The organism is Lentibacter sp. (genome assembly GCF_029254145.1).
Taxonomy (GTDB): domain Bacteria; phylum Pseudomonadota; class Alphaproteobacteria; order Rhodobacterales; family Rhodobacteraceae; genus Lentibacter.
On record NZ_JAQWYD010000060.1, the window covers coordinates 1 to 22,280 of the forward strand.

General features: G+C 53.5%; 20 protein-coding genes, 1 tRNA gene and 1 pseudogene. 10 read left to right on the forward strand and 12 right to left on the reverse strand.

The window, feature by feature from the left end; translation table 11 throughout:
* On the forward strand, window positions 1–797 hold a 797-nt coding region (locus P8O11_RS07015; protein ID WP_367186849.1), incomplete at its 5' end, for an ATP-binding cassette domain-containing protein.
* Between the two features lie 31 nt (window positions 798–828).
* Here P8O11_RS07015 and P8O11_RS07020 read toward each other — a convergent pair.
* The 9 genes and pseudogenes from P8O11_RS07020 to P8O11_RS07060 form a co-directional block, all read right to left on the reverse strand.
* The gene (locus P8O11_RS07020) at window positions 829–1,029 is read right to left on the reverse strand and encodes a DUF2892 domain-containing protein (protein WP_300293111.1); all 201 of its coding nucleotides are present in this window, start codon (window positions 1,027–1,029) and stop codon (window positions 829–831) included.
* 280 nt (window positions 1,030–1,309) lie between these two features.
* Entirely contained in the window at window positions 1,310–2,914 is a 1,605-nt protein-coding gene (locus tag P8O11_RS07025; RefSeq protein WP_300293113.1) for a glycosyltransferase family 4 protein, read from the reverse strand.
* A gap of 134 nt (window positions 2,915–3,048) precedes the next feature.
* Window positions 3,049–3,921 (reverse strand): 3-hydroxyisobutyrate dehydrogenase, encoded by an 873-nt coding sequence (gene mmsB, locus P8O11_RS07030; protein WP_300293115.1) that lies wholly within the window; start codon window positions 3,919–3,921, stop codon window positions 3,049–3,051.
* A gap of 12 nt (window positions 3,922–3,933) precedes the next feature.
* Window positions 3,934–4,965, reverse strand: coding sequence for an enoyl-CoA hydratase/isomerase family protein (locus P8O11_RS07035; RefSeq protein ID WP_300293117.1), 1,032 nt, complete (start codon window positions 4,963–4,965; stop codon window positions 3,934–3,936).
* Window positions 4,962–6,107 (reverse strand): acyl-CoA dehydrogenase family protein, encoded by a 1,146-nt coding sequence (locus tag P8O11_RS07040; protein WP_300293119.1) that lies wholly within the window; start codon window positions 6,105–6,107, stop codon window positions 4,962–4,964. The genes P8O11_RS07035 and P8O11_RS07040 overlap by 4 nt, the downstream gene beginning before the upstream one ends.
* Before the next feature lie 92 nt (window positions 6,108–6,199).
* Window positions 6,200–6,529 (reverse strand): cupredoxin domain-containing protein, encoded by a 330-nt coding sequence (locus P8O11_RS07045; protein ID WP_300293122.1) that lies wholly within the window; start codon window positions 6,527–6,529, stop codon window positions 6,200–6,202.
* Window positions 6,530–6,550: 21 nt separating this feature from the next.
* A pseudogene (locus tag P8O11_RS07050) lies at window positions 6,551–7,683 on the reverse strand (carboxylate-amine ligase).
* A gap of 59 nt (window positions 7,684–7,742) precedes the next feature.
* Window positions 7,743–8,141 carry a hypothetical protein gene (locus P8O11_RS07055; protein WP_300293124.1) on the reverse strand — a complete coding sequence of 133 codons (399 nt, stop codon included), beginning with the start codon at window positions 8,139–8,141 and terminating at the stop codon, window positions 7,743–7,745.
* An 85-nt stretch (window positions 8,142–8,226) separates the two neighbouring features.
* Window positions 8,227–9,726, reverse strand: coding sequence for a CoA-acylating methylmalonate-semialdehyde dehydrogenase (locus P8O11_RS07060; protein ID WP_300293126.1), 1,500 nt, complete (start codon window positions 9,724–9,726; stop codon window positions 8,227–8,229).
* 106 nt (window positions 9,727–9,832) lie between these two features.
* Between P8O11_RS07060 and P8O11_RS07065 the strand changes: the two genes are divergently transcribed.
* The 3 genes from P8O11_RS07065 (at window position 9,833) to coaD (ending at window position 11,801) form a co-directional block, all read left to right on the forward strand.
* Complete coding sequence (locus tag P8O11_RS07065) at window positions 9,833–10,729, forward strand: LysR family transcriptional regulator (RefSeq protein WP_300293128.1); 897 nt, start codon at window positions 9,833–9,835, stop codon at window positions 10,727–10,729.
* Between the two features lie 47 nt (window positions 10,730–10,776).
* Entirely contained in the window at window positions 10,777–11,211 is a 435-nt protein-coding gene (locus P8O11_RS07070; RefSeq protein ID WP_300293130.1) for a CBS domain-containing protein, read from the forward strand.
* Between the two features lie 92 nt (window positions 11,212–11,303).
* Window positions 11,304–11,801 (forward strand): pantetheine-phosphate adenylyltransferase, encoded by a 498-nt coding sequence (gene coaD / locus P8O11_RS07075; protein ID WP_089890679.1) that lies wholly within the window; start codon window positions 11,304–11,306, stop codon window positions 11,799–11,801.
* A gap of 5 nt (window positions 11,802–11,806) precedes the next feature.
* On the opposite strand, the gene P8O11_RS07080 is transcribed toward coaD, so the two are convergent.
* Both P8O11_RS07080 and gap read right to left on the reverse strand, forming a co-directional pair.
* Window positions 11,807–11,950, reverse strand: coding sequence for a hypothetical protein (locus tag P8O11_RS07080; protein WP_300293133.1), 144 nt, complete (start codon window positions 11,948–11,950; stop codon window positions 11,807–11,809).
* Window positions 11,951–12,033: 83 nt separating this feature from the next.
* A complete protein-coding gene (gap, locus tag P8O11_RS07085) occupies window positions 12,034–13,032 on the reverse strand; it encodes a type I glyceraldehyde-3-phosphate dehydrogenase (RefSeq protein WP_300293135.1) in 999 nt (332 codons plus the stop codon).
* Window positions 13,033–13,215: 183 nt separating this feature from the next.
* On the opposite strand from gap, the gene P8O11_RS07090 reads away from it, so the two are divergent.
* Both P8O11_RS07090 and P8O11_RS07095 read left to right on the forward strand, forming a co-directional pair.
* The gene (locus P8O11_RS07090; RefSeq protein WP_300293137.1) at window positions 13,216–14,184 is read left to right on the forward strand and encodes a DUF808 domain-containing protein; all 969 of its coding nucleotides are present in this window, start codon (window positions 13,216–13,218) and stop codon (window positions 14,182–14,184) included.
* 104 nt (window positions 14,185–14,288) lie between these two features.
* Entirely contained in the window at window positions 14,289–14,516 is a 228-nt protein-coding gene (locus P8O11_RS07095) for a hypothetical protein (protein WP_300293139.1), read from the forward strand.
* A 64-nt stretch (window positions 14,517–14,580) separates the two neighbouring features.
* Here P8O11_RS07095 and tkt read toward each other — a convergent pair whose 3' ends face one another.
* Window positions 14,581–16,596 carry a transketolase gene (gene tkt, locus P8O11_RS07100; protein WP_300293141.1) on the reverse strand — a complete coding sequence of 672 codons (2,016 nt, stop codon included), beginning with the start codon at window positions 16,594–16,596 and terminating at the stop codon, window positions 14,581–14,583.
* A 200-nt stretch (window positions 16,597–16,796) separates the two neighbouring features.
* Between tkt and P8O11_RS07105 the strand changes: the two genes are divergently transcribed.
* The 4 genes from P8O11_RS07105 to P8O11_RS07120 all read left to right on the forward strand — a co-directional run bounded on the left by P8O11_RS07105 (window position 16,797) and on the right by P8O11_RS07120 (window position 22,257).
* Window positions 16,797–17,297: a hypothetical protein gene (locus P8O11_RS07105; RefSeq protein WP_300293143.1), complete on the forward strand. Its 501-nt coding sequence runs from the start codon at window positions 16,797–16,799 to the stop codon at window positions 17,295–17,297.
* Window positions 17,297–17,707: a cell division protein ZapA gene (locus P8O11_RS07110; RefSeq protein WP_300293145.1), complete on the forward strand. Its 411-nt coding sequence runs from the start codon at window positions 17,297–17,299 to the stop codon at window positions 17,705–17,707. The genes P8O11_RS07105 and P8O11_RS07110 overlap by 1 nt, the downstream gene beginning before the upstream one ends.
* Window positions 17,708–17,769: 62 nt before the next feature.
* Window positions 17,770–17,846, forward strand: a tRNA-Pro gene (locus P8O11_RS07115).
* 721 nt (window positions 17,847–18,567) lie between these two features.
* Complete coding sequence (locus P8O11_RS07120; protein ID WP_300293147.1) at window positions 18,568–22,257, forward strand: vitamin B12-dependent ribonucleotide reductase; 3,690 nt, start codon at window positions 18,568–18,570, stop codon at window positions 22,255–22,257.
* The last annotated feature ends 23 nt before the right edge of the window (window positions 22,258–22,280 follow it).

Genomic DNA, 22,280 nt, shown 5'->3' on the forward strand with positions numbered 1-22,280 from the left:
AGGTCATCGACATCGACCAGCGCCCCATCGGCCACACGCCGCGCTCAAACCCAGCTACCTACACGGGCGCCTTCACGCCCATCCGTGACTGGTTCGCAGGTCTCCCCGAAGCCAAAACCCGTGGCTACAAGCCGGGGCGCTTCAGCTTCAACGTCAAAGGTGGCCGCTGTGAGGCCTGCCAAGGCGACGGTGTCATCAAGATCGAGATGCACTTCCTGCCAGACGTCTATGTCGAATGCGAAACCTGCAAAGGCGCGCGCTACAACCGCGAGACGCTTGAGGTGAAATTCAAAGGCAAGTCGATCGCCGATGTCCTCGATATGAATGTCGAAGAGGCGCAGGAGTTCTTCAAAGCCGTGCCGTCGATCCGCGAGAAAATGGACGCCCTCATGCGCGTGGGCCTTGGCTATATCAAGGTCGGCCAGCAGGCCACAACGCTCTCAGGCGGGGAGGCGCAGCGTGTCAAGCTCTCCAAGGAGCTCGCCAAGCGCTCCACGGGCCGCACGCTCTATATCTTGGATGAGCCGACAACAGGCCTGCATTTTGAAGATGTGCGCAAGCTTCTTGAGGTGCTGCAAGAGCTGGTGGAGGGCGGCAACACTGTGATCGTGATCGAGCACAACCTGGATGTGGTCAAAACAGCAGACTGGATCATCGACATTGGCCCTGAAGGCGGCGATGGCGGTGGCGAGATCGTCGCCGTCGGAACGCCCGAAGACGTTGCACGCGAGCCGCGCAGTCACACGGGGCACTACCTAAAAGATATGCTCAATCCAAAACGCACTGCGGCGGAATGAAAAAGGGCGGCCTGCGAGCCGCCCCTTTTTCTTACTTTTTCATCGGGCAGGTGTTGAACCCGAAGATTTTATAAAGCGGGCAAGTGCTCATCAAGCCTGTCGCGAGCGGGATGATCCCGATCAAATAGAGCCAGTTGTAGCCATTGGCTGAGTTGAGAAAAAAGCCCAAAATCAGTGCCGCACCAATAACGATGCGCAGGATGCGGTCGATGCCGCCGACATTTTTGATCATATTGACCTCCATAGTTAATATTCTACTAACGGTAAATGTAAGCCGAAAGCATCTGCGCGGGAAGAGCGAAGATTGCGGCATATTCACAAGTCTTTCTGACTGGAGCGCTCGCTGTATTACCTAATTTTTTCTTAACAAACATCTCGTTTCGCCGGTGCACGCATTGTGCACGGGTTGTGTACGCATATCACCCCCCTAGAATCAGACACCTATTCGCAGCGTTAACCCACTCGTGCGATGTATCCATACTTCAGTAACCAAGCATAGCAGCGCTCGACTGTCATAGGGTTGAACGAAAGGGTCTTGGCGACGTCTGTCGCCACAGCCCCGCGCGCTCCTGCCTCTGTGATACAGTCAAGAACGCGCCGTAAAGTGGTTGGCTTTTCAAGGGTTGCTTCAGCCTGTCGTATTGGCGAAGCGAAAACATCTCTTCAAGCTCTGGTGTGCGGCCCGTGGCCACGCAAGCCGCGATGCCCTTGGGCAAAAGAGCACTCGGATAGCTTTGAAACAGCCTCATTGGCGAACGAGCCGTTGGATTTGGGTGTAAATGTGGGGTGGTCACACCCGTTTCAGCATGGGCTCTTATAGATGAGAGTTCGCCCCAAAAGTCTTGATATTGTAGAATAATCGCCTTCCAAGAAAACTGTTCTTTCACACGTTTCAATCCTGCCGCGCCCATTGCTTTTCGCTTAATCGGATCAGAAGCCAGCGTAACAATCGCCTCGGTCAAGGCGGGCAGGTCGACTTCGGTCATTGCACTGATATTGTTGCTATATTGCGCATAGGAGAGCCTATTTGTGAGATACCCCCAAGCATCAATCGCCCCGTGCCCTAAAGGTAGACTTCGGGTCGGCACACGGATGCCGACATCCTCACTCACCGTGTCTCGCATCCCGTCCCAGTCTGTTGTGATTTGAGGCAGCCCCGCTGCCATCGCCTCAAGCGGAGCAAGGTCGAATGTTTCTTGAATATTATCAATAGGAAAGGTGAATATATCCGCGCCTGAAAGCGCCTCGATGCGGGCCTCGGCGCTGGCTCCGTCTAAGTGTGTGAAGCTCACATTCGGCATGAGCTTTGCGGCGCCATCCTCAAAGATTTTGCGCGAGTATGCATCCGTGTAAATCCCGCAGGCCACAAAATGCAGCTTCAATCCTTTGGGCAATTTTTGACTGGCGTCTTCCATGGCCATAAAGAGCGGAAACGGATCAAATTTTCCAAAAGGAGTGAGACGGGAAAGTGTAGATATAACAATATCTTTTTTACCTAAGCTCATGCGATTTCGGAGCCGTGTGCGCACCTCTGGATCATGGGAATAATCTTTGGGCGTTATCCCCAGAGGGATGACAGGCATGACTGGGCGTGGAGGCGTATTGCCAAAGCGGGTGCGCAAATACTCATCAACCATGTCTTGCTGTGCCTCTTGGCTTGCCAGAACGGCTTTTGAGGTGCAGATCACCGCATCCAAAGGCATTTGCGGTGCAAGTCTGAGGTCAACAGCCCCCTGCATGACAGCAGTTGTTGCGGTTGTATGTGTGATTCCGCAGATGGAATAAGCTGTGCTTCCAAGGCTTTGCCGCCGCCAGAGCTCACTCGCGTAGTTGGGAGCGGGGTAGTAAAGTACATCAACAGGTGCAATTTTGCGGGCGTTAAAAAAGGAAGCCCCGCGAATTGGCTGGCTGACCCCCAGAGCGCGCATTTGAGCCTCAAAGGCTTTGGCGCCGCGCTGGTTTTCGCTCAGGCTTACAAACTCCTCGACGCGCCCGTGCGCGGCAAAGCCCTTCAGGAAAGAGGCTCCCGCGACACGTCGCCCATTTATGCCCTTGTTGTCAGGGTCATAGCCATCACTGGCATACCAGATGGCGGCGTTGTGCTTTGGGGTACTCATAACAGGTGCTTGATTTGACGTTTTCACAACACTAGCCCGCATCTGCGAAAAGCCAAAGCCCAGATTGACCGCGTCACTGCGTGCGGTGCGTTAACCCAGGCGTTCTGCGGCGGGGGCAGAGCGTTTTGGCGCGTTTAGCCCCGTCCGCGCCCCTCAAATCGTGGCAGCATCGCCGAGAAGTCCATGCCAAGCCCTTCTTCTTGCTCAACAAATTTCTCATAAAGTGCCATTGCAGCCTGTCCCATAGGCGTGTCCGCATCCGCCGACTCCGCCGCCTGCTGAGACAACCTCAAATCCTTCAACATCAACTCCGCCGCAAACCCGGGTTTATACCCATTGTCAGCAGGACTTTGTGGTCCGACGCCTGGCGCGGGGCAGTAAGCATTCATCGTCCAAGAGTAGCCAGAAGAGGTGCTGACCACATCGAACATTTTCTGTCGATCTAGCCCGAGCTTATCCGCCAAAGCAAAGGCCTCACAGGTTGCAATCATAGTGACGCCGAGGATCATGTTGTTGCAAATTTTGGCTGCTTGGCCTGCGCCCGCGTCACCGCAGTGCACGGCTTTCTGCCCCATAATGTCAAATAGCAGCGCTGTTTTTGCAAAGCCTTCCTGTGTCCCGCCAGCCATAAAAGTAAGGGTGCCAGCAGTGGCACCGCCAACGCCTCCTGAAACGGGGGCGTCGACAAAGAGCAAGCCAGCAGCTTCAGCATCAGCCGCAACCGCTCGGGCACTGTCGACGTCTACAGTCGAGCAGTCTACCAGCACTGCGCCTTTTTTCATGGCAGGGAGTACATCAGCGGCCACAGATCGCAGTATTGCTCCATTTGGCAGCATCGTAATCACCACGTCCTGCTCTTTGGCCGCTTCAGCCGCGCTAGAAGCAAGATTCACGCCATTCACAACGATATTGGCCATGTCAAATCCAGTGAGGTCGTGTCCTGCCTTTGCCAGATTGGCTGCCATCGGCGCGCCCATGTTACCAAGTCCGATAAATCCAATTTTCATGATGCTTTCTCCTTAAGGGAATGTAAGCTCCAGCGCGCCGAGCGGCGCCAACATGGCTTCCGCTACGCTCTGGTCAATAGTGTCTGCCGCATATTTCCAGTGCGGGGTGCGGTCTTTGTCGATGATTGCAGCGCGAATGCCTTCGAGAAAATCACCATGCTCCATCGCTCGCGCGGTGAACCGATATTCCAGCACAAGGGCCTCGCGGATGTTGTGATTTCCTTTGAGCGCAGCCATCATTAAAAGCGTCGCGGCCATAGACAAGGGCGAGCCGCGCAGGACGGCTTTAAGGGTTGCCGCGCCAAAGTCAGTGTCGCTTGCCGAAAGGGTGGTGATGGTTTCAGGCAGAGTCCTACCTTCAAAGATATGGCTGATTTCGCCTTGATTTCGTTCGAGGTCGCCCCGCGATGCAGAGATCGCGGCAGTATCGAGAACAGTAATGTCAGCCCCGTTTTCGAGCGCTGAAATTAACTCTGACCATTGCTTTTCAGGAATGTAAGTATCTGCAAAGCCTGCATAAATAGCGTCTGTAGCTCCCATTCGAGCGCCTGTTAAACCGAGGTAGGCGCCGCTTGCGCCTGGGGCATTTGCAAGGATCATTGAGCCGCCCACATCAGGCACAAGTCCAATTCCACATTCGGGCATAGCGACTTGTGAGCTTTCGCCGACGATACGATGCGACCCATGACATCCCACGCCCATACCGCCACCCATTGTGAAGCCTTGCAGGAAGGAAATGACAGGCTTGGGGTAGTCATGAAGCGCAGCGTTCATGCGATATTCGTCTCGCCAGAAGGTTTGCCCAAAACTGAAATCGCCGCTTCGACCGGTCTCGTAGAGCTTTGCAATGTCACCGCCTGCCGAGAATGCCTTTTCGCCCTCCGCATCAATGATGACAAGTTTGACTGATGGATCGTCGCGCCACACTTCAAGAGCTGCGTGAATGACCTTAACCATCTGATATGTAACAGCATTCAGCGCCTTTGGGCGCGTTAGGGTGATGCGTCCAGCGACACCTTCGATCCTGATGGAAATGTCGCTCATGATGCGTCGGAAATCATCTGCCGAGAGATGATCAAGCGCATGATTTCGTTGGTTCCTTCAAGGATTTGGTGGACGCGCAAATCTCGAACGATCTTTTCAATCCCGTAGTCTGCAAGGTAGCCATAGCCACCGTGAAGCTGCAAGCACCCGTTGGCCACATCAAAGGCAACGTCCGTCACCATGAGCTTCGCCATGGCGCAAAACTTTGTTGCGTCATGTGCGCCACTGTCGAGCTTCCATGCTGCTTGACGCAGGAAAATGCGTGATGATTGCAGCTGGGTTTCAAATTCAGCCAAACGGAATTGCAGAGCTTGAAATTGGTTGATGGATTTTCCGAAGGCTTTGCGCTCTTTCATGTATTGCATCGTTAGGTCGAGAGCGTTTTGTGCGCCACCAAGAGCCGAGGCTGCAATATTGAGGCGCCCGCCATCCAAACCGGCCATCGCATAGGCAAAGCCGCTGCCTTCTTCACCAATGAGATTGTCGTGCGGTACAGTGCAGTCATCAAATTGCACTTGTGCCGTGGGTTGCGCACGCCAGCCCATTTTGTCTTCAAGCGCACCAAAGCTGAGGCCTGTTGCGCCGTCTTCGACCACGACTGTCGAAATACCCTTGGGGCCGTCTTCGCCCGTGCGAACCATCGTGACATAGGCGTCCGAATAGCCGCCACCAGAGATAAACGCCTTTGTCCCGTTTAATTTATAGCCCTCGTTTGTCTTTTCCGCGCGGGTCTTGAGCGCCGCCGCATCCGAGCCAGAACCCGGTTCTGTGAGGCAATAGGAGAAGACCTTTTCCATGCTGCACAGATCAGGCAGCCACTTGGCCTTGGTTTCTTCCGAGCCGAATTTGTCAATCATGCCGCCACACATATTGTGGATTGACAGGAAGGAGCCGACGGCAGGGCAAGCCATTGCAAGAGCTTCAAAAACTAGCGTCGCATCAAGGCGTGACAAGCCAGATCCGCCGCTATCTTCGCTGACATATAAGCCGCCAAAGCCAAGCTCCGCGAGCTTTGGCCATAGGTCTTTGGGGATCGTACCGGCTTTTTCCCAGGCCATTGCAAAGGGGGCGATATGCTCTGCGCCAAAGCTCTTAGCCATATCAAAGATCAGCGTTTGCTCTTCACTCAATGCAAAGTCCATGACGGTCTCCTCCCTTAGTTCAGCTGTGCGTGCGAATTGAACGTTTGTTTAATTCATAAACCTTACAGGAGTTTTGCAGGGCTTCAAGCCAACTATTCGACAATGATTGTGCCTTGCATTGCGCTGTGCCAACGGCAGTCATATTTGTGCGTACCCTTATTTGGGAACGTGATGGTAGCTGATTTCCCTTTGCGTAGGTTACCAGTGTCCCAGCTTTTGTCCTTAGCGGTTGCGGTGTGTTCCATCGGTCCGCGATTTTCGAAAACGACGCTATCTCCGGCTTTGATGGTCAGCGTGACGGGGGAGAAGCGCATAGACTGCATACGCACTTTGTGCTCAGCTGCCTCTGCGGCGCTTGGGCGTAGGAAAGATAGTGCGGGCAGCACAAGGGCTGTTTTCAGCAAATTGCGGCGTGTGAACATGATTTGGCTCCTTGAGCGGGTTCATAGGTCTGCGTGAAACTCTTCTATCAGATGGTTTACGACTGCACCAAGCGCGGTGTCATGGTCAGCTCCAGAACTGCGCGCAATGCTGCAAATACGACGTTGCTGATCTGCAGCATTGCCTTTTCTCGCGATCTCTTTTGCGCGTTTAACTTCTTGTTCGCACCCCAGCGCTTCCGCGTCTTCCTCTACCAAAGTTACCAGCTCGTCGATGAGCTTTGGAAAGGGCACGATCTCGCGTGCACCAAGGTCAATCAGCCCCTCGCTGACGCCGTATCGCTGCGCCCGCCAACGATTTTCGGCGATGAGAAAGTTGTCGTAGATCCGCCAGCGTTGGTTTTTCATGGCCAAACGCCAAAGCATTCTTGTGAGCGACTGGCTGAGCGCCGCGAGCGTGAGTGCAGTTTCCATGCGAGGCGCCACATCGCAAATACGGCTTTCTATCGTGGGAAAGCGTGAGGAGGGGCGTAAGTCCCACCAGACTTGGAGCTGTCTTCAATGACCCCAAGATCCACAAGGGCTTCAATCGAGCGTTCAAATTCTCCCCAGCTTTCCATGCGTGGTGGCAGACCCGTGCGGGGTAGATTGTCAAACACCGAGAGGCGATAGCAGCTAAGCCCAGTGTCGCGCCCTTGCCAGAACGGGGAAGAGCAGCTGAGGGCGAGCAAATGAGGCAAAAAATATTTAAGCTGGTTAACGAGATCAATCCGCATAGCTTTCTCGGGAATGCCAACATGAACATGGCAGCCACAGATCAGCAACCGCTGAACCACACCCGCGAGATCGTCATGAAGTTCGTTGTAGCGATCTTTTTTGGTGTGATGCTGGTCTCTCCAGTCGGAAAATGGGTGGCACGAGGCGGCGATTGGGGCGAGGCCATGCTCTGCTGCAATACGCGCGACAGTGCTCCGCAAATACTTCAGCTCGTCGCGTGCCTCGTTGACGCCAGCACAGACTTTGGTTCCAATTTCAATCTGACACTCTAAAAACTCGGGGCTGAATTGCCCTTCAAGTGTGGCGGCGCAGGCTTGCATCATAGCGTCTGGCGCGCGTGCCAAAGCAAGGCTTTCGCGATCTACGAGCAAGTACTCTTCTTCTATACCAATGGTGAAATCAGGCTCGGCGCGGGACATGTGACGTTCCTTTTGGACGGTCTATGGCATGCCAAGTTCATCAGGAATAAAGACTTATTTCAAGACGTGGTAGATGTGTTGGCCTCAACCCACGATTTGGCATCGTCTAGGGATTCGAAAATGGCTGTGCTGGCCCAATCTGATTGTTCGGTTAGGTTTTCGAATATTCGGCTCATGCCGAAAGCCACTTCATTGGGTGCAATAATCGCGACTCTCATCCGTTCGCCTGTTTCGCTGTAGCAGCGACCATACATTGAAAAGAGGGAGTAAATCTCTGCAAAGCCGACGTTTTTACTATCGAAATCACGGATATCCGCAATGTGAGGACGGGACAGTGAAAAGCAGTCGTCCCTCATATAGTTTCGAAACATTGTTGTAATTTCGCTGAGGGTCACAACCCCTGTATAGCGGGCCAAGACCGCTTCAGGTGCATCAAGTATTTCGTAAGTGACTGGCATTACGCGCTACTGTCCAAAGTGAACTCATAAAAAAAGCGGCCCCAGTGTAGCAGGGCCGCTTTCTAGCATCACGGGAGTTTTTATATTAGTCCATAGGCTTAAAGTTGAATTCACCGCCGTCTTTGATACCTGAGGGCCAGCGCGACGTGACTGTTTTGGTGCGTGTGTAGAACTTGAAAGCATCAGGACCATGTTGGTTCAAATCACCAAAGACTGATTTTTTCCAGCCACCAAATGTGTGGTAAGCCAGTGGAACGGGGATAGGAACGTTGATCCCAATCATGCCAACATTAATACGGTTGGCAAAGTCGCGCGCAGAGTCGCCATCGCGGGTGAAAATTGCTGTGCCGTTACCGTACTCGTGGTCCATTGCCAGTTTGAGCGCCTCTTCGTAGGAGCCTGCGCGCACTGTACAAAGAACGGGTCCGAAGATTTCTTTCTTATAGATGTCCATGTCAGGCGACACGCGGTCAAAAAGATGTGGGCCGACAAAGAAACCGTCTTCATAGCCTTGTAGAGCGAAGTCACGACCATCGACGACGAGTTCTGCACCTTGGTCAACGCCAGTTTGCACGAGCCCTAGAATGTTCTGCTTTGCAGCCGCTGTCACAACGGGACCATAATCGACGTCATTGCCAGACGTATATGGCCCGACTTTCAGTTTTTCGATGCGGGGCACAAGCTTCTCAATAAGCTTGTCTGCGGTTTCTTCACCGACAGGAACCGCAACAGAGATTGCCATGCAGCGTTCACCCGCAGCGCCATAGCCCGCTCCGATGAGTGCGTCCGCAGCTTGGTCAAGATCGGCATCCGGCATGATGATCATGTGGTTTTTGGCGCCACCAAAACACTGAACGCGTTTGCCCTGTGCACAACCTGTACCATAGATGTATTCGGCAATTGGCGTTGAGCCGACAAAACCGACAGACTGGATCGTTTCGTCATAGAGGATTGCGTCAACGGCTTCTTTATCGCCGTTCACCACTTGCAAGATGCCTTTGGGTAGACCTGCTTCTTCCATCAGTTCAGCGAGCATGAGCGGCACGGAAGGATCACGCTCTGATGGTTTAAGGATAAACGCGTTGCCGCAAGCGAGGGCAGGGCCAAACATCCACATCGGGATCATCGCTGGGAAGTTGAATGGCGTGATACCCGCAGTGACGCCAAGTGCTTGGCGCATCGAGTACATGTCGATGCCTGGGCCCGCGCCGTCTGTGTATTCGCCTTTGAGAAGCTGTGGTGCGCCGATGCAATATTCAATGACTTCGAGGCCACGTTGTACATCGCCAGCCGCATCAGGCAACGTTTTGCCGTGTTCGCGGCTCAGGGCTTCAGCGAGCTTGTCCATATCGCGGTTGAGCAGGTCAACATATTTCATCATCACGCGTGCGCGACGCTGCGGGTTGGTTGCGGCCCAAGCGGGCTGGGCTGCGGCCGCGATGGCCACGGCCTTTGCCATCTCTTCTTTAGACGCGAGCGGAACGCGCGCCTGCACTTCGCCTGTCGCTGGGTTGAAAACATCAGCAAAGCGGCCAGACGTGCCTTTTACATGTTCCCCGCCAATGTAATGTGTAAGTTCTTGCATCATATCCTCCAGTCAGATTTCCGGCCTATTCTAGCCTTGCAGTATTGCGTGTAAAAGGGGCAGGTTCACACGGCAGGCTTTGCATTTTTGCATTATGGGGGGTGAGATGACGCCAAATTGGGATGATATGCGCAGTTTTCTTGCTGTGGCGCGGGCTGAGACCCTGTCGGCAGCAGCGTCACTGTTGAAGGCCGATCCTGCGACCATTGGTCGGAGGGTGGCACGTCTGGAAGAGGCGTTGGATGAGGTCTTATTTGTAAAGTCCCCGCAAGGATATCGGCTCACGGCGCAAGGTCAAAAACTATTGTCACACGCTGTACGACTTGAGCAAACCATGTTGGATGCACGCGAAGACTTGGGCGGGCAGGGCCGCGAGCTCTCGGGGCAAATTCGTCTCGGTGCGCCTGATGGCTGTGCTAATTTTCTTTTGCCGCAGGTTTGTGCCGCGATCACGGCAGAGAACCCTGACCTAGATATCCAGATTGTGGCTTTGCCGCGCATCTTTAATTTGTCCAAGCGCGAAGCAGACATGGCGATCACTGTTAGCCGCCCAGAGGCAGGACGGCTTCTGGTTCAAAAGTTGGCGGACTATCGCCTGCATCTGGCGGCAGCGGAGGACTATTTGGCAAAGCATTCGCCAATCTCGTCTATGGCAGATCTGAGCCACCATAGCTTTATTGGCTACATTCCCGATATGATTTTTGACAAGGAGCTCGATTACTTGAGCGGTACGCCTTTTGAGCGTGTGCGCTTGGCCTCAAATTCGGCCTCTGTTCAGCTCAACGCCATGCGCCAAGGAGGTGGAGTGGGAGTGGTGCATGATTTCGCGCTGCCCGCCGCGCCCAATTTACGCAAAATTCTGCCCGATGTTTTTAGTCTGAAGCGGAGCTTTTATCTTATCCGCCACGAAGATGATCGCCGCGTGGCACGGCTGTCGCGTTTTGCTGAGAGTCTGAGCGAGGGCATCAGGCGCGAGTTGGTTCGCCTCGAAGCGCTGGCTTGACAGAATAGCGATTCGCATCGCAACCTGAGAAAAAAAGGAGACTGCCCATGCTCGTGCAACAGATCCTCAAATCAAAGGGTGATGGCCCTGTGATTACAATTTCGGCTGGTACGTTGATATCTGAAGCAGCGCATGTGCTCGCCGAGCGTCGAATTGGCGGCCTGATTGTCTCGGATGACGGTCAGAAAGTGGAAGGAATCCTTTCGGAGCGGGATATTGTACGCAGCCTTGCTTTGAGGGGGGCTGTCTGTCTGGAGGAGACTGTTGGTGACCTGATGACGCGCAATCCAGTGTGCTGCAGCAAAGAAGAGACCACCGACTCTGTTTTGCAAAAAATGACCAATGGTCGGTTCCGCCATATGCCCGTCACAGAAGAAGGCGTTCTGATTGGTATCATTACAATCGGTGATGCGGTCAAGGCGCGGCTGGAGGAGCTTTCCATGGAAAAAGAGGCGCTTCAGGGCATGATTATGGGGCATTGAGCCCAGCCGCTTTCATGTCAGTCTTGCAATTTGTGTGCCAATACTGCATTGCAGCGAAATAATGTTACGCAGCCAATAGCAAGAGGCTCCCTATGCGCATCGGTCTATATCCTGGAACTTTTGACCCAGTTACTTTGGGGCATCTCGATATTATCAAACGTGGGGCGGCACTCGTTGACCGTCTTGTAATTGGTGTTGCGATCAATCGGGACAAAGGACCGCTGTTTTCTCTTGAAGAGCGTGTCGAGATGATCGAAGCGGAATGCGCGGAGCTGTCACGCAAGACGGGGACAGAGATAGTCGTCCACCCGTTTGAAAACCTGTTGATTGATTGCGCGAAAGACGTCGGTGCCCAAATCATCGTACGTGGGTTGCGTGCTGTCGCCGACTTTGAATACGAATATCAGATGGTGGGTATGAACCGTTCTTTGGACGATTCTGTTGAAACAGTGTTTCTGATGGCTGAGGCCCGTCATCAGGCGATTGCGTCAAAACTTGTAAAAGAGATTGCACGGCTCGATGGTGACATTTCAAAATTTGTTCCGCCGTTGGTGCGGGAACGGGTGTTGTCCCGTATGGGTAAGGCCTGAGCGGGTTAGCGCCAGAAGGCCAACCATTCTATGAGGTCTGCCATTTTTCGCATCAGAAAAATAGTGCCGTCCCAGTTGAAGAAGAACATATCGAGACACAGCAGCGAGATAATCACCAGCGCCAAACCGATTGAGATTTGTGTGTTCATTCTGTCTCCCTCGTACCAATTAAAAAAGCGCTCTCATGAGCTATGACTCATGAAAGCGCCTTTCGCAAGAATACTCGCTTGGCTTAGAGGCGGCCCATCATCGCCGCAACATCTGCCATACGGCAGCTGAAACCCCATTCATTATCATACCACGCCAAAACGCGAACAAGGCGGCCGCCGACCACTTTTGTCTGCGCGGGGGCGAAGATTGAGCTTTCTTCGGTGTGGTTGAAATCTGTAGAAACCAGCGGCGCCTCTTCATAGCCGAGGACGCCTTTCATCGGGCCTTCCGCTGCTGCGCGTACAATTTCGTTTATGTCGGCAACGGTTACGTCTTTGCTCGCAGTAAAGGTCAAGTCAACAGCGCTGACATTGGGCGTTGGGACGCGAATGGCCGAACCATCAAGTTTGCCAGCAAGTTCTGGAAGGACTTCGCCGAGTGCTTTTGCAGCGCCTGTTGATGTCGGGATCATGCTCATGGCTGCTGCGCGGGCACGATAAAGGTCTTTGTGACGCCGGTCGAGTGTGGGCTGATCGCCCGTATAGGCATGGATCGTCGTCATAATACCGCTCTCGATGCCTACAGCGTCGTTCAAGACTTTGGCCACTGGCGCAAGACAATTGGTTGTGCATGAGCCGTTTGAAACCATGGTATGAGACGCTTCGAGCGCCTCGTTGTTCACGCCATAGACAATTGTACGATCTACGTTCTTTCCAGGAGCTGAGAGCAGAACCTTCTTGGCGCCGCGCGCGAGGTGCGCTTTGGCTTTTTCGCCATCATTGAAGTTGCCTGTACATTCCATAACAACATCCACACCCGACCAGTCTAGCTCGTCCATGTTGTATGTTGAGAACATCTGCATCTCGCCGGCGCCGAGATCCATCATGCCATCGCCGATTTTCACGTTATTGGGAAAGCGCCCATGTACACTGTCGTACTTGATCAGATGCGCAGCTGTTTCAAGCGGGCCTGTTGCGTTGACCTTAACAACGCGAACGTCGTCGCGGCCTGAAGCGGCAATATGTGAAAGCGTGCAGCGGCCGATGCGGCCAAACCCGTTGATGCCTACCGTAATGGTCATGTTGTCTCTCCTTGCGCGACTATTTGAGCTGGTCTTAGCTGGGCCGGAGCCAAGCGGAAAGGGGAGTGCCGAGGAAAATTCAGATTGTTAGCGATAAACCTTCGTTGATGGGGTTCGCCTGCCTCGATGATTGCGCTAACGTCCGTTTGTAGTCAGATTGGCACGAAAAATGAGGGACGGTTTATGAGTGGTTTGTTAGCTTTGCTGGATGATGTCGCTGCGATTGCGAAAGTGGCGGCTGCGTCCGTTGACGACGTGATGGCACAAGCCACGAAAGCAGGCGCAAAGGCTGCCGGTGCAGTGATCGACGATGCTGCCGTCACGCCAAAGTATGTTCATGGCTTCTCCGCAGATCGGGAGCTGCCCATTATCTGGCGCATCGCGCGCGGCTCAATGATCAACAAGCTAGTCTTCCTGTTGCCCGCAGGTTTGGCGCTTAGCAATTTTGCGCCTTGGGCTATTCCTCCACTCCTGATGATCGGCGGCGCATATCTTTGTTTTGAGGGCGCGGAGAAAATTGCTCACAGTTTTGGGCTGGTCGAGCATCATCATTCGGATGCTGAAGAAAGCTATGATGACCCTGCACATCTTGAAGAAGAGCGGGCAAAAGGGGCGATCAAGACGGATTTCATTCTCTCTGCCGAAATTATGACAATAGCTTTAACCGCGATTCCCAGTAGCACCTTTTGGATGGAGGCCTTTACGCTGGCAGCAGTGGCGGTGATGATTACGGTAGCAGTTTATGGCTCGGTCGCCTTGATCGTCAAAGCAGACGATGTCGGGCTTTTCATGGCAAATCGTGGCCGTTTCAGTTTCACACGCCGTTTAGGCGAGGGGATCGTTAAGGTGATGCCAAAGTTTCTTTGGTTGCTCACTATAGTTGGGACAGCTGCGATGCTCTGGGTTGGGGGCTCAATCATTGTGCATGCGCTGCATGAGCTTGGAGTGCATGGCCCTTATGAGGCCATTAAAGGCTTAGCCAGCGCGCTTGCCTCAGCTATTGGCGGACCAGTCGATGCTCTGAAATGGCTTTTTACGGCAGCTATTGATGGGATTCTGGGGCTTACATTGGGGCTTATACTCATCCCGATTGGATTGAAGGTTATGACGCCGCTCTGGCAGGCTGTCTTTCGCAAGAACCTGAAAAGCTAAGGGTAAGATGCTTTAAACACATTAGACTATTGCGTTGTGTCAAGGCGGTTTGGCTCGTAATTGGCTAAGATATCTTCACGTTGAGTCGTCTCATGGAGGATAGAATGTCATCAGAAACCAAACCGAAAAATGCGAGCGATACTGCCTCTCTTTCATTGGCGAGCGGTACGACGACCCTGCCGCCTGCCAGTGGAACACCGAATGTCTCACCAGCAAGTGGAACGCCAGAAACACCGCCAAAGCCCAAGCCGAAACCCAAGAAGGAAGATCAGAGCCAATGGGGGCCAACTTGGGGTTGGGGCTGGGACGACGAGGGTGAAAGCAAAGAGTAGCCGAAAAAAGGGAAAAGGGCGGGAATGATCCCGCCCTTGTCATTTATGAACTAAATTCAGGAGGTTAGAGCAGGGCTTTCACGCGCTCAGCAACAGCCTTAGCGGTGATCCCGAACTTCTCATAGAGTACTTCAGCAGGGGCTGAGGCACCGAAGCCGTCCATCCCGACAAAATCGGCCTTGGTGGCTTTGCCGCGCTCACCAGTCAGCCAACGGTCCCAACCCATGCGTGCGCCGGCTTCGACAGCCACGCGAACAGGGCCGGCGGGAAGCACTTTGCGTCGGTAAGCTTCGTCTTGCTCTTCAAAAAGTTCCCAACAGGGCATTGAGACGACGCGTGTCCCGATACCTTCGGCCTCCAGAAGTGCGCGGGCTTCCATAGCCACTGAGACTTCAGAGCCAGTTGCCATAATGATGGCTTGGCGTTTTTCAGTCGCTTCTGCGAGAACATAGGCGCCTTGAGCGCTTAGGTTTTTAAGTTTGTGCTCTGTGCGCAGAGTCGGAAGGCCTTGACGGGTCAAGGCGAGCACCGATGGAGTGTCTTTGCTCGTCAAAGCGATTTCCCAAGCTTCAGCTGTCTCTACGGTGTCGCAGGGGCGGAAGGTGTAGCTGTTAGGGGTCGCGCGGCAGATGGCAAGATGTTCGACAGGTTGGTGTGTTGGGCCGTCTTCGCCTACGCCGATACTGTCGTGTGTCATTACGAAAACTGTCGGGATTTTCATTAATGACGCTAGACGCATTGAGGGGCGAGCATAGTCTGTGAAAGTAAAGAACGTGCCACCGTACGCGCGGACGCCACCATGCAGCACCATACCGTTCATTGCGGCAGCCATGCCGTGCTCGCGGATGCCGTAGTAGATGTAACGGCCTTTGCGATTGTCGATATCATGCGTGCCCAAATCACCGGTCTTGGTGTTGTTTGATCCTGTTAGGTCGGCAGAGCCGCCGACGGTCTCAGGCATAATCGGGTTGATCACTTCGAGCACCATTTCGGAACTCTTGCGTGTCGCGACTTTTGGCGCACCCTCAGAGATTTGCTTTTTCAAGGCTTTGATTGTGGCAGAAAGTTTTTTGGGAGCCTCTAAAGCCAAAGCGCGTGTGAAGTCGTCTTGTTTGCGGCCAGAAAGACCTGCAAAGCGGTCTTCCCATGCGGCTCGCTCGGGTGCGCCGCGAGAGCCGATGGCTTCCCACTGTGTCTTGATTTCTGCAGGGACTTCGAAGGGACCCCAAGCCCAGCCATAGCCAGCTTTGGCTTCGGCGAGCTGGGCCGCATCTGTCAAAGCGCCGTGGCCTTTTGATGTATCCTGCGCCGCGTGGCCCAAGGCGATATGTGTTTTGCAGGCAATCATAGAAGGCTTTGACGTGGTCTTGGCCTTTGTGATTGCAGCATCAATCGCGATTGGATCGTGGCCGTCGATTTCTATCACATGCCAGCCAGCCGCCTTGAAGCGCTGTGGCTGATTGGTCCGGTCTGACAGTTCAACTGTACCATCGATTGTGATGTTGTTGTTGTCCCAAAAGACAATCAACTTACCGAGGCGTTGGCGTCCGGCAAGGGTGATAGCTTCTTGGCTAATGCCTTCCATGAGGCAGCCGTCACCAGCGATAACATAGGTGTGGTGATCCACCACTTTGCGTCCATAACGCGCACGCTGGATTTCTTCTGCGAGTGCAAAGCCAACCGCGTTGGCAATGCCTTGGCCGAGTGGGCCTGTTGTTGTTTCAACGCCTTTGGCGTGACCGTATTCAGGGTGACCCGCTGTGATCGCACCCCATTGGCGGAAGTTCTTCACCTGCTCGAGTGTCATGTCTTCATAGCCCGTAAGGTGCAAAAGGGAATAAAGCAGCATAGAGCCGTGGCCGGCGGACAGAATAAACCTGTCCCGATCGGGCCAGTCTGGGGCTTTCGCATCAAACTTTAAATGCTTCTCGTAAAGAACTGTCGCGACATCTGCCATGCCCATAGGCATGCCGGAATGACCGGAATTGGCGGCTGCGACCGCATCAAGCGTAAGTGCACGAATAGCGGCGGCGCGCATCCAATGCTCGGGGTTGGCGGCGCGAAGAGCTGCAATATCCAAGGCTTTGTCCTCATTTTGGCATTAGGTTTCGGTATGGTCTTTAACAGTCTCTCGCGCGGAGGCAAATGTGGTTTTCCTCACAAGGGTGCAAAACGTGAAAATATGGCCTAAACTTTTTGGAAGCCACGGCAGAGAGTGGCCGCTTGATTCGCTTGGGCGGACCGAAATGCGCAACAGGCACGGGTATTGAGGAAGTGCAGATGAGTAATATTGAAGAGCTCGAACGTCGTATCACAGCAGCGCTGGACCGAATTGGCAAACATGTGGACAACCTTGAAGCGGTATCTCCAGCAAGTGTTAACCCAGAAGAGCTTGTCCAGTTGCGCGCTGAGCTAGAAGAAGAAAAGCTTGTCAGCGGTCAGCTGGAGGAGCGCAACAAGAAACTGCGAGAGAAATATGACGCTGCGCGGGAGGTACTTGAGGCTGAGCTGGAAACACAACGTATGGCGACGGCGAAGCTTGATATGGAAATGCAGCGCATGCGCGCGGCCAACGAGCAGCTACGCAGTTCAAATGCGGCCTTGAGAGAGGCAAACGAAAAAGGGGTTGGAGAACCTCACCTCATAAATAAAGCCATGCTTGCGGAGCTTGAGGGGCTACGTGCATCTCGCGCTGTCGATAGGGCGGAGGCCGAAGCGATTGCCGAGACAATTGGATTGGCGCTAAATGGCCAGCTGCCGCAGCTTGAGGAGAATGTATAATGCCTGAAGTAAAAATAGAGATCGGTGGCCGCGTTTTTGAAGTCGCATGCCAAGAAGGGGAAGAACATTACGTTCACAGTGCCGCGGCCATGCTGGATGTTGAGGCCAGCACGCTGACAAACCAGATAGGGCGTTTGCCTGAGCCACGCATGCTGTTGATGGCAGGCCTGATGCTCGCAGATAAGACTGCAGGCGTTGAGGACAAGCTTAAGACTCGTGATGCCCGTATTGCGGAGTTGGAAGGCGAGCTTGCGCGGATGAGTTCCTTGCCAAAGCCCGAACCTGAACGGATCGAAGTGCCTGTCGTTCCTGCATCAGTCAGTGACAGCCTGGCCGAGCTTGCGGCGCGCGCTGAATCCATTGCTGGAGCGCTTGAAGAGCGGCGTGGAACGGAAACTTCAGTCACCTGACATTTTCTTGCCGATTGAGTATGGACAAGCAGAGCGGATGCCGCTTATAGAAGCGCTCGGTCCGGGGCGTAGCGCAGCCTGGTAGCGCACCTGTTTTGGGTACAGGGGGTCGTAAGTTCGAATCTTACCGTCCCGACCATTTACACTACAAAAAAAGCTCCGTCGTTTTTCGAGACGGGGCTTTTTTGTTGGTGTCGTGCATCGCCATGATGAATGTCGAATACACTTAACATCACTTTTTGATGTTCGTGATGGACGAGCGTTAACCAGAATCACTTGTTGGCGAATCTACGGTTCACGCGTCTGCGCCTCGTCCGAAAGCAAACGGGGCGTGACGGTATGAAGTTTTTTTAAAAGTTAACGCAAGGCTATCAAATTTATCCACGGCAGTGGATAAAAGAGGCATCTCGCGTGGCTGTTTCTTTAGGCTTTTGTTCTAACCCCACCGAAAGACAAGGCTTTCTGTCTTGAAGCCCAAATGAGCAAACGGCGTAGGTTCCAAAACTCGCCGGTGGATGAATCAGGGAGAAGCTTCCCCTTTCCTCAAACTTGTTCGCGTCAACTCTAAATTGCACAATTTTTGTAAAAGTTTCCGTTGACCTGCGCTGCGCAAATACGCCAGATAGTGTCAGTCAGATGAAAGACCACAACATATAGGGGTCAACAGTCGGGCAGGAACAGGTTTAAGTCACAGACATATCGCTCGCTTCGAGCGCAGTTTTGGCGCGTGGTTTATTTCCACGCAGCCCTTATCCTTGGCATCTGCATGGCGTGTCTGGCTCAAAAAGGGGGCTGACCAGAAATATGTGGTCGGAGGGCAATGATTTTAAAACTTAAGGCACAGAGGGCTAGGCAGAGCTATGAAAATTGATAGAAAATTCACTGAGGCAGGCAAAGACGCGTATGCAGATGTTGAGTTTGTTACGACAGTCTCAGAAATCCGCAATCCTGACGGCACGATCGTTTTCAAACTGGACGACGTAGAGGTTCCTAAGCAGTGGAGCCAAGTGGCCTCGGATGTGATTGCCCAAAAATACTTTCGCAAAGCAGGTGTGCCAACAGCCTTGAAGAAAGTGAAAGAAAAGGATGTTCCTGAGTTTTTGTGGCGCTCAGTGCCCGCGACGGACACCACCGAGAAGACGGGTGAAATTTCTGCCAAGCAAGTTTTTGACCGTCTCGCGGGCGCATGGGCTTACTGGGGCTGGAAGGGCGGTTACTTCTCAACAGAGGATGATGCGCGCGCCTATTATGACGAAATGCGCCACATGCTTGCCACGCAGCGCGCGGCGCCGAACTCTCCGCAATGGTTTAATACAGGGCTACATTGGGCATATGGCATTGATGGACCAGGGCAAGGCCACTTTTATGTGGATTACCAGTCGGGTGAGCTGACTAAATCCACGTCGGCTTATGAGCACCCGCAGCCACATGCCTGTTTTATCCAGTCGGTCAAAGATGATCTGGTTGGCGATGGCGGCATCATGGACCTTTGGGTACGTGAAGCGCGTCTCTTTAAATACGGCTCAGGCACGGGCACGAACTTTAGCCACTTGCGTGCCTCAAATGAGGCGCTTTCAGGGGGCGGCAAATCTTCTGGCCTTATGGGCTTCCTCAAGATTGGCGACCGTGCAGCCGGCGCTATCAAATCTGGCGGCACAACACGCCGCGCGGCAAAGATGGTTATCGTCGATGCGGATCACCCTGATATCGAAGAATATATCAACTGGAAGGTGAAAGAGGAGCAGAAGGTTGCGTCGATCGTCGCTGGCTCCAAACTGCATGAAGAAAAGCTCAACGAAATCTTTGTCGCTATCCGTACATGGGACGGCTCAACAGAAGACTCCGTTGACCCAAAGAAGAATGAACAGCTTAAAGCGGCCATCCGTGGAGCGAAAAAAGTCCATATTCCAGAGACATACGTCAAGCGCGTGCTCGACTATGCCAAACAGGGCTTTGGCAGCATTGAATTCCCTACCTATGACACGGATTGGGACTCGGAAGCCTACGCGTCGGTATCAGGTCAAAACTCAAACAACTCGATCCGCGTCACAAATGCATATCTTAAGGCTGTGAAAGATGATGCAGATTGGGAGTTGATCCGCCGTACGGATGGCACCGTTGCTAAAACCATCAAAGCACGCAAGCTTTGGGAAGATGTCGGTCACGCGGCTTGGGCCTGTGCCGATCCCGGAATCCAGTTCCACGACACTGTAAACGAGTGGCACACCTGCCCAGAAGATGGAGAGATCCGCGGATCAAACCCATGCTCGGAATACATGTTTCTTGATGACACTGCCTGTAACCTTGCCTCGATGAACCTGCTGACCTTCCTCAAGGACGGTAAGTTCCAAGCGGAAGACTACATGCACGCGTCACGCCTTTGGACGGTTACGCTCGAAATCTCAGTGATGATGGCGCAGTTCCCGTCAAAAGAGATTGCACAGCGTTCTTACGACTTCCGCACCTTGGGTCTGGGCTATGCCAATATTGGTGGCCTCTTGATGAACCTTGGTCTTGGTTACGATAGCGATGAGGGCCGCGCGATTGGTGCTTCACTTACTGCCATCATGACGGGTGTTGCTTATGCCACATCTGCCGAAATCGCGGGCGAACTGGGGGCATTCCCGGGTTACGAGCGCAACCGTGAGCACATGCTCCGCGTCATTCGCAACCACCGCAACGCGGCCTACGGGGCGACAGAAGGATATGAAAATCTCGAAATCAAACCTGTTCCTCTTGATCTGAAGAATTGCCCCGATAGCCAGCTGATCGACTTGTCGATGGCGGTCTGGGACGAAGCTCTCAAACTCGGTGAAAAGAACGGGTTCCGTAACGCGCAAGTCTCCGTGATTGCACCGACTGGTACAATCGGCCTTGTTATGGATTGCGATACCACAGGGATTGAGCCTGACTTTGCGCTTGTGAAGTTCAAGAAACTTGCGGGTGGTGGCTATTTCAAGATCATCAACCAGTCAGTGCCTGCTGCTCTTGAAAAACTCGGCTATGGCTCGGCCCAGATCGAAGAGATTGTCTCCTATGCGGTCGGTCACGGCACATTGGGCAATGCCCCAGGCATTAACCATACCTCGCTGATCGGGCACGGCTTTGGTCAGCCAGAGATCGACAAGATCGAAAACGCGCTTGGCACGGCTTTTGACATTCGCTTTGTCTTCAACCAGTGGACACTTGGCGAAGCCTTCTGCACAGGTACCTTGGGTATCCCTGCTGAGAAGCTTAATGATCCGACGTTTGATATGCTCAAGCATCTTGGCTACACGCGTGCCGATGTTGACGCAGCAAATGATCACGTTTGCGGAACCATGACACTGGAAGGCGCGCCGCACTTGGCAGAAAAACACTACAACGTGTTTGACTGTGCCAACCCATGTGGCAAGCGGGGCAAGCGATATCTCTCTGTAACGGCGCATATCTATATGATGGCAGCGGCCCAGAGCTTTATCTCTGGTGCGATCTCCAAGACGATCAACATGCCAAATGATGCGACAATCGAAGACTGTCAGAAAGCCTATGAGCTATCATGGTCGCTCGGTGTGAAGGCCAATGCGCTCTATCGCGATGGCTCCAAGCTCAGCCAGCCTTTGGCATCTGCCCTCGTAGAAGATGATGATGAGGCGCTCGAAATTCTTGAGAGCGGTTCTAGCCAAGAAAAGGCGGCTGTTCTCGCCCAAAAGATCGTTGAGAAAGTGATCATCAAAGAGATCGTTAAATCTCACCGTGAGAAGATGCCCGAGCGCCGTAAAGGCTATACGCAGAAAGCAGTTGTTGGCGGCCACAAGGTATACTTGCGGACGGGCGAATACCAAGACGGTTCACTCGGTGAAATCTTCATTGATATGCACAAAGAGGGTGCTGGCTTCCGTGCGATGATGAACAACTTCGCGATCGCGGTTTCGGTTGGGCTTCAATATGGCGTGCCGCTGGAGGAGTTCGTTGACGCCTTCACGTTCACAAAGTTTGAGCCTGCTGGCATGGTCCAAGGCAATGACAGTATCAAGAATGCCACTTCGATCCTGGACTATATCTTCCGTGAGCTGGCCGTATCTTACCTGGATCGCACGGACCTCGCGCATGTCAAACCATCGGGCGCAAGCTTTGATGACTTGGGGCGTGGCGAAGAAGAGGGCGTGAGCAACATTCAGGAAATGAGTGAAGGCTCGGCATCTCGCTCGCTCGAAGTGCTCAAGCAGATCAGCTCCACAGGCTACCTGCGCAAACGCCTCCCTCAGGAACTTGTTGTACTTCAGGGCGGACAAAGCTTTGGTGGTATGGCAATGGCCTCGGGTGACCCGGTCACGGCATTGAATACGCTTGTGCCGGAGACATCAGGCGGGTCTGTGAGTGCAGTTGTGATGGGCGAGAGTCTTGCCACCACCACAAGCACAACAGCTCTGAGCATGGATGAGCGGACAAAAGCTAAAATGCAGGGCTATGAAGGCGAAGCCTGTGGCGATTGTGGCAATTACACACTCGTGCGCAATGGAACCTGCATGAAGTGCAACACATGTGGAGCGACCTCAGGGTGCTCCTAAAAGTCACGGGGCGGGTGTGCTCG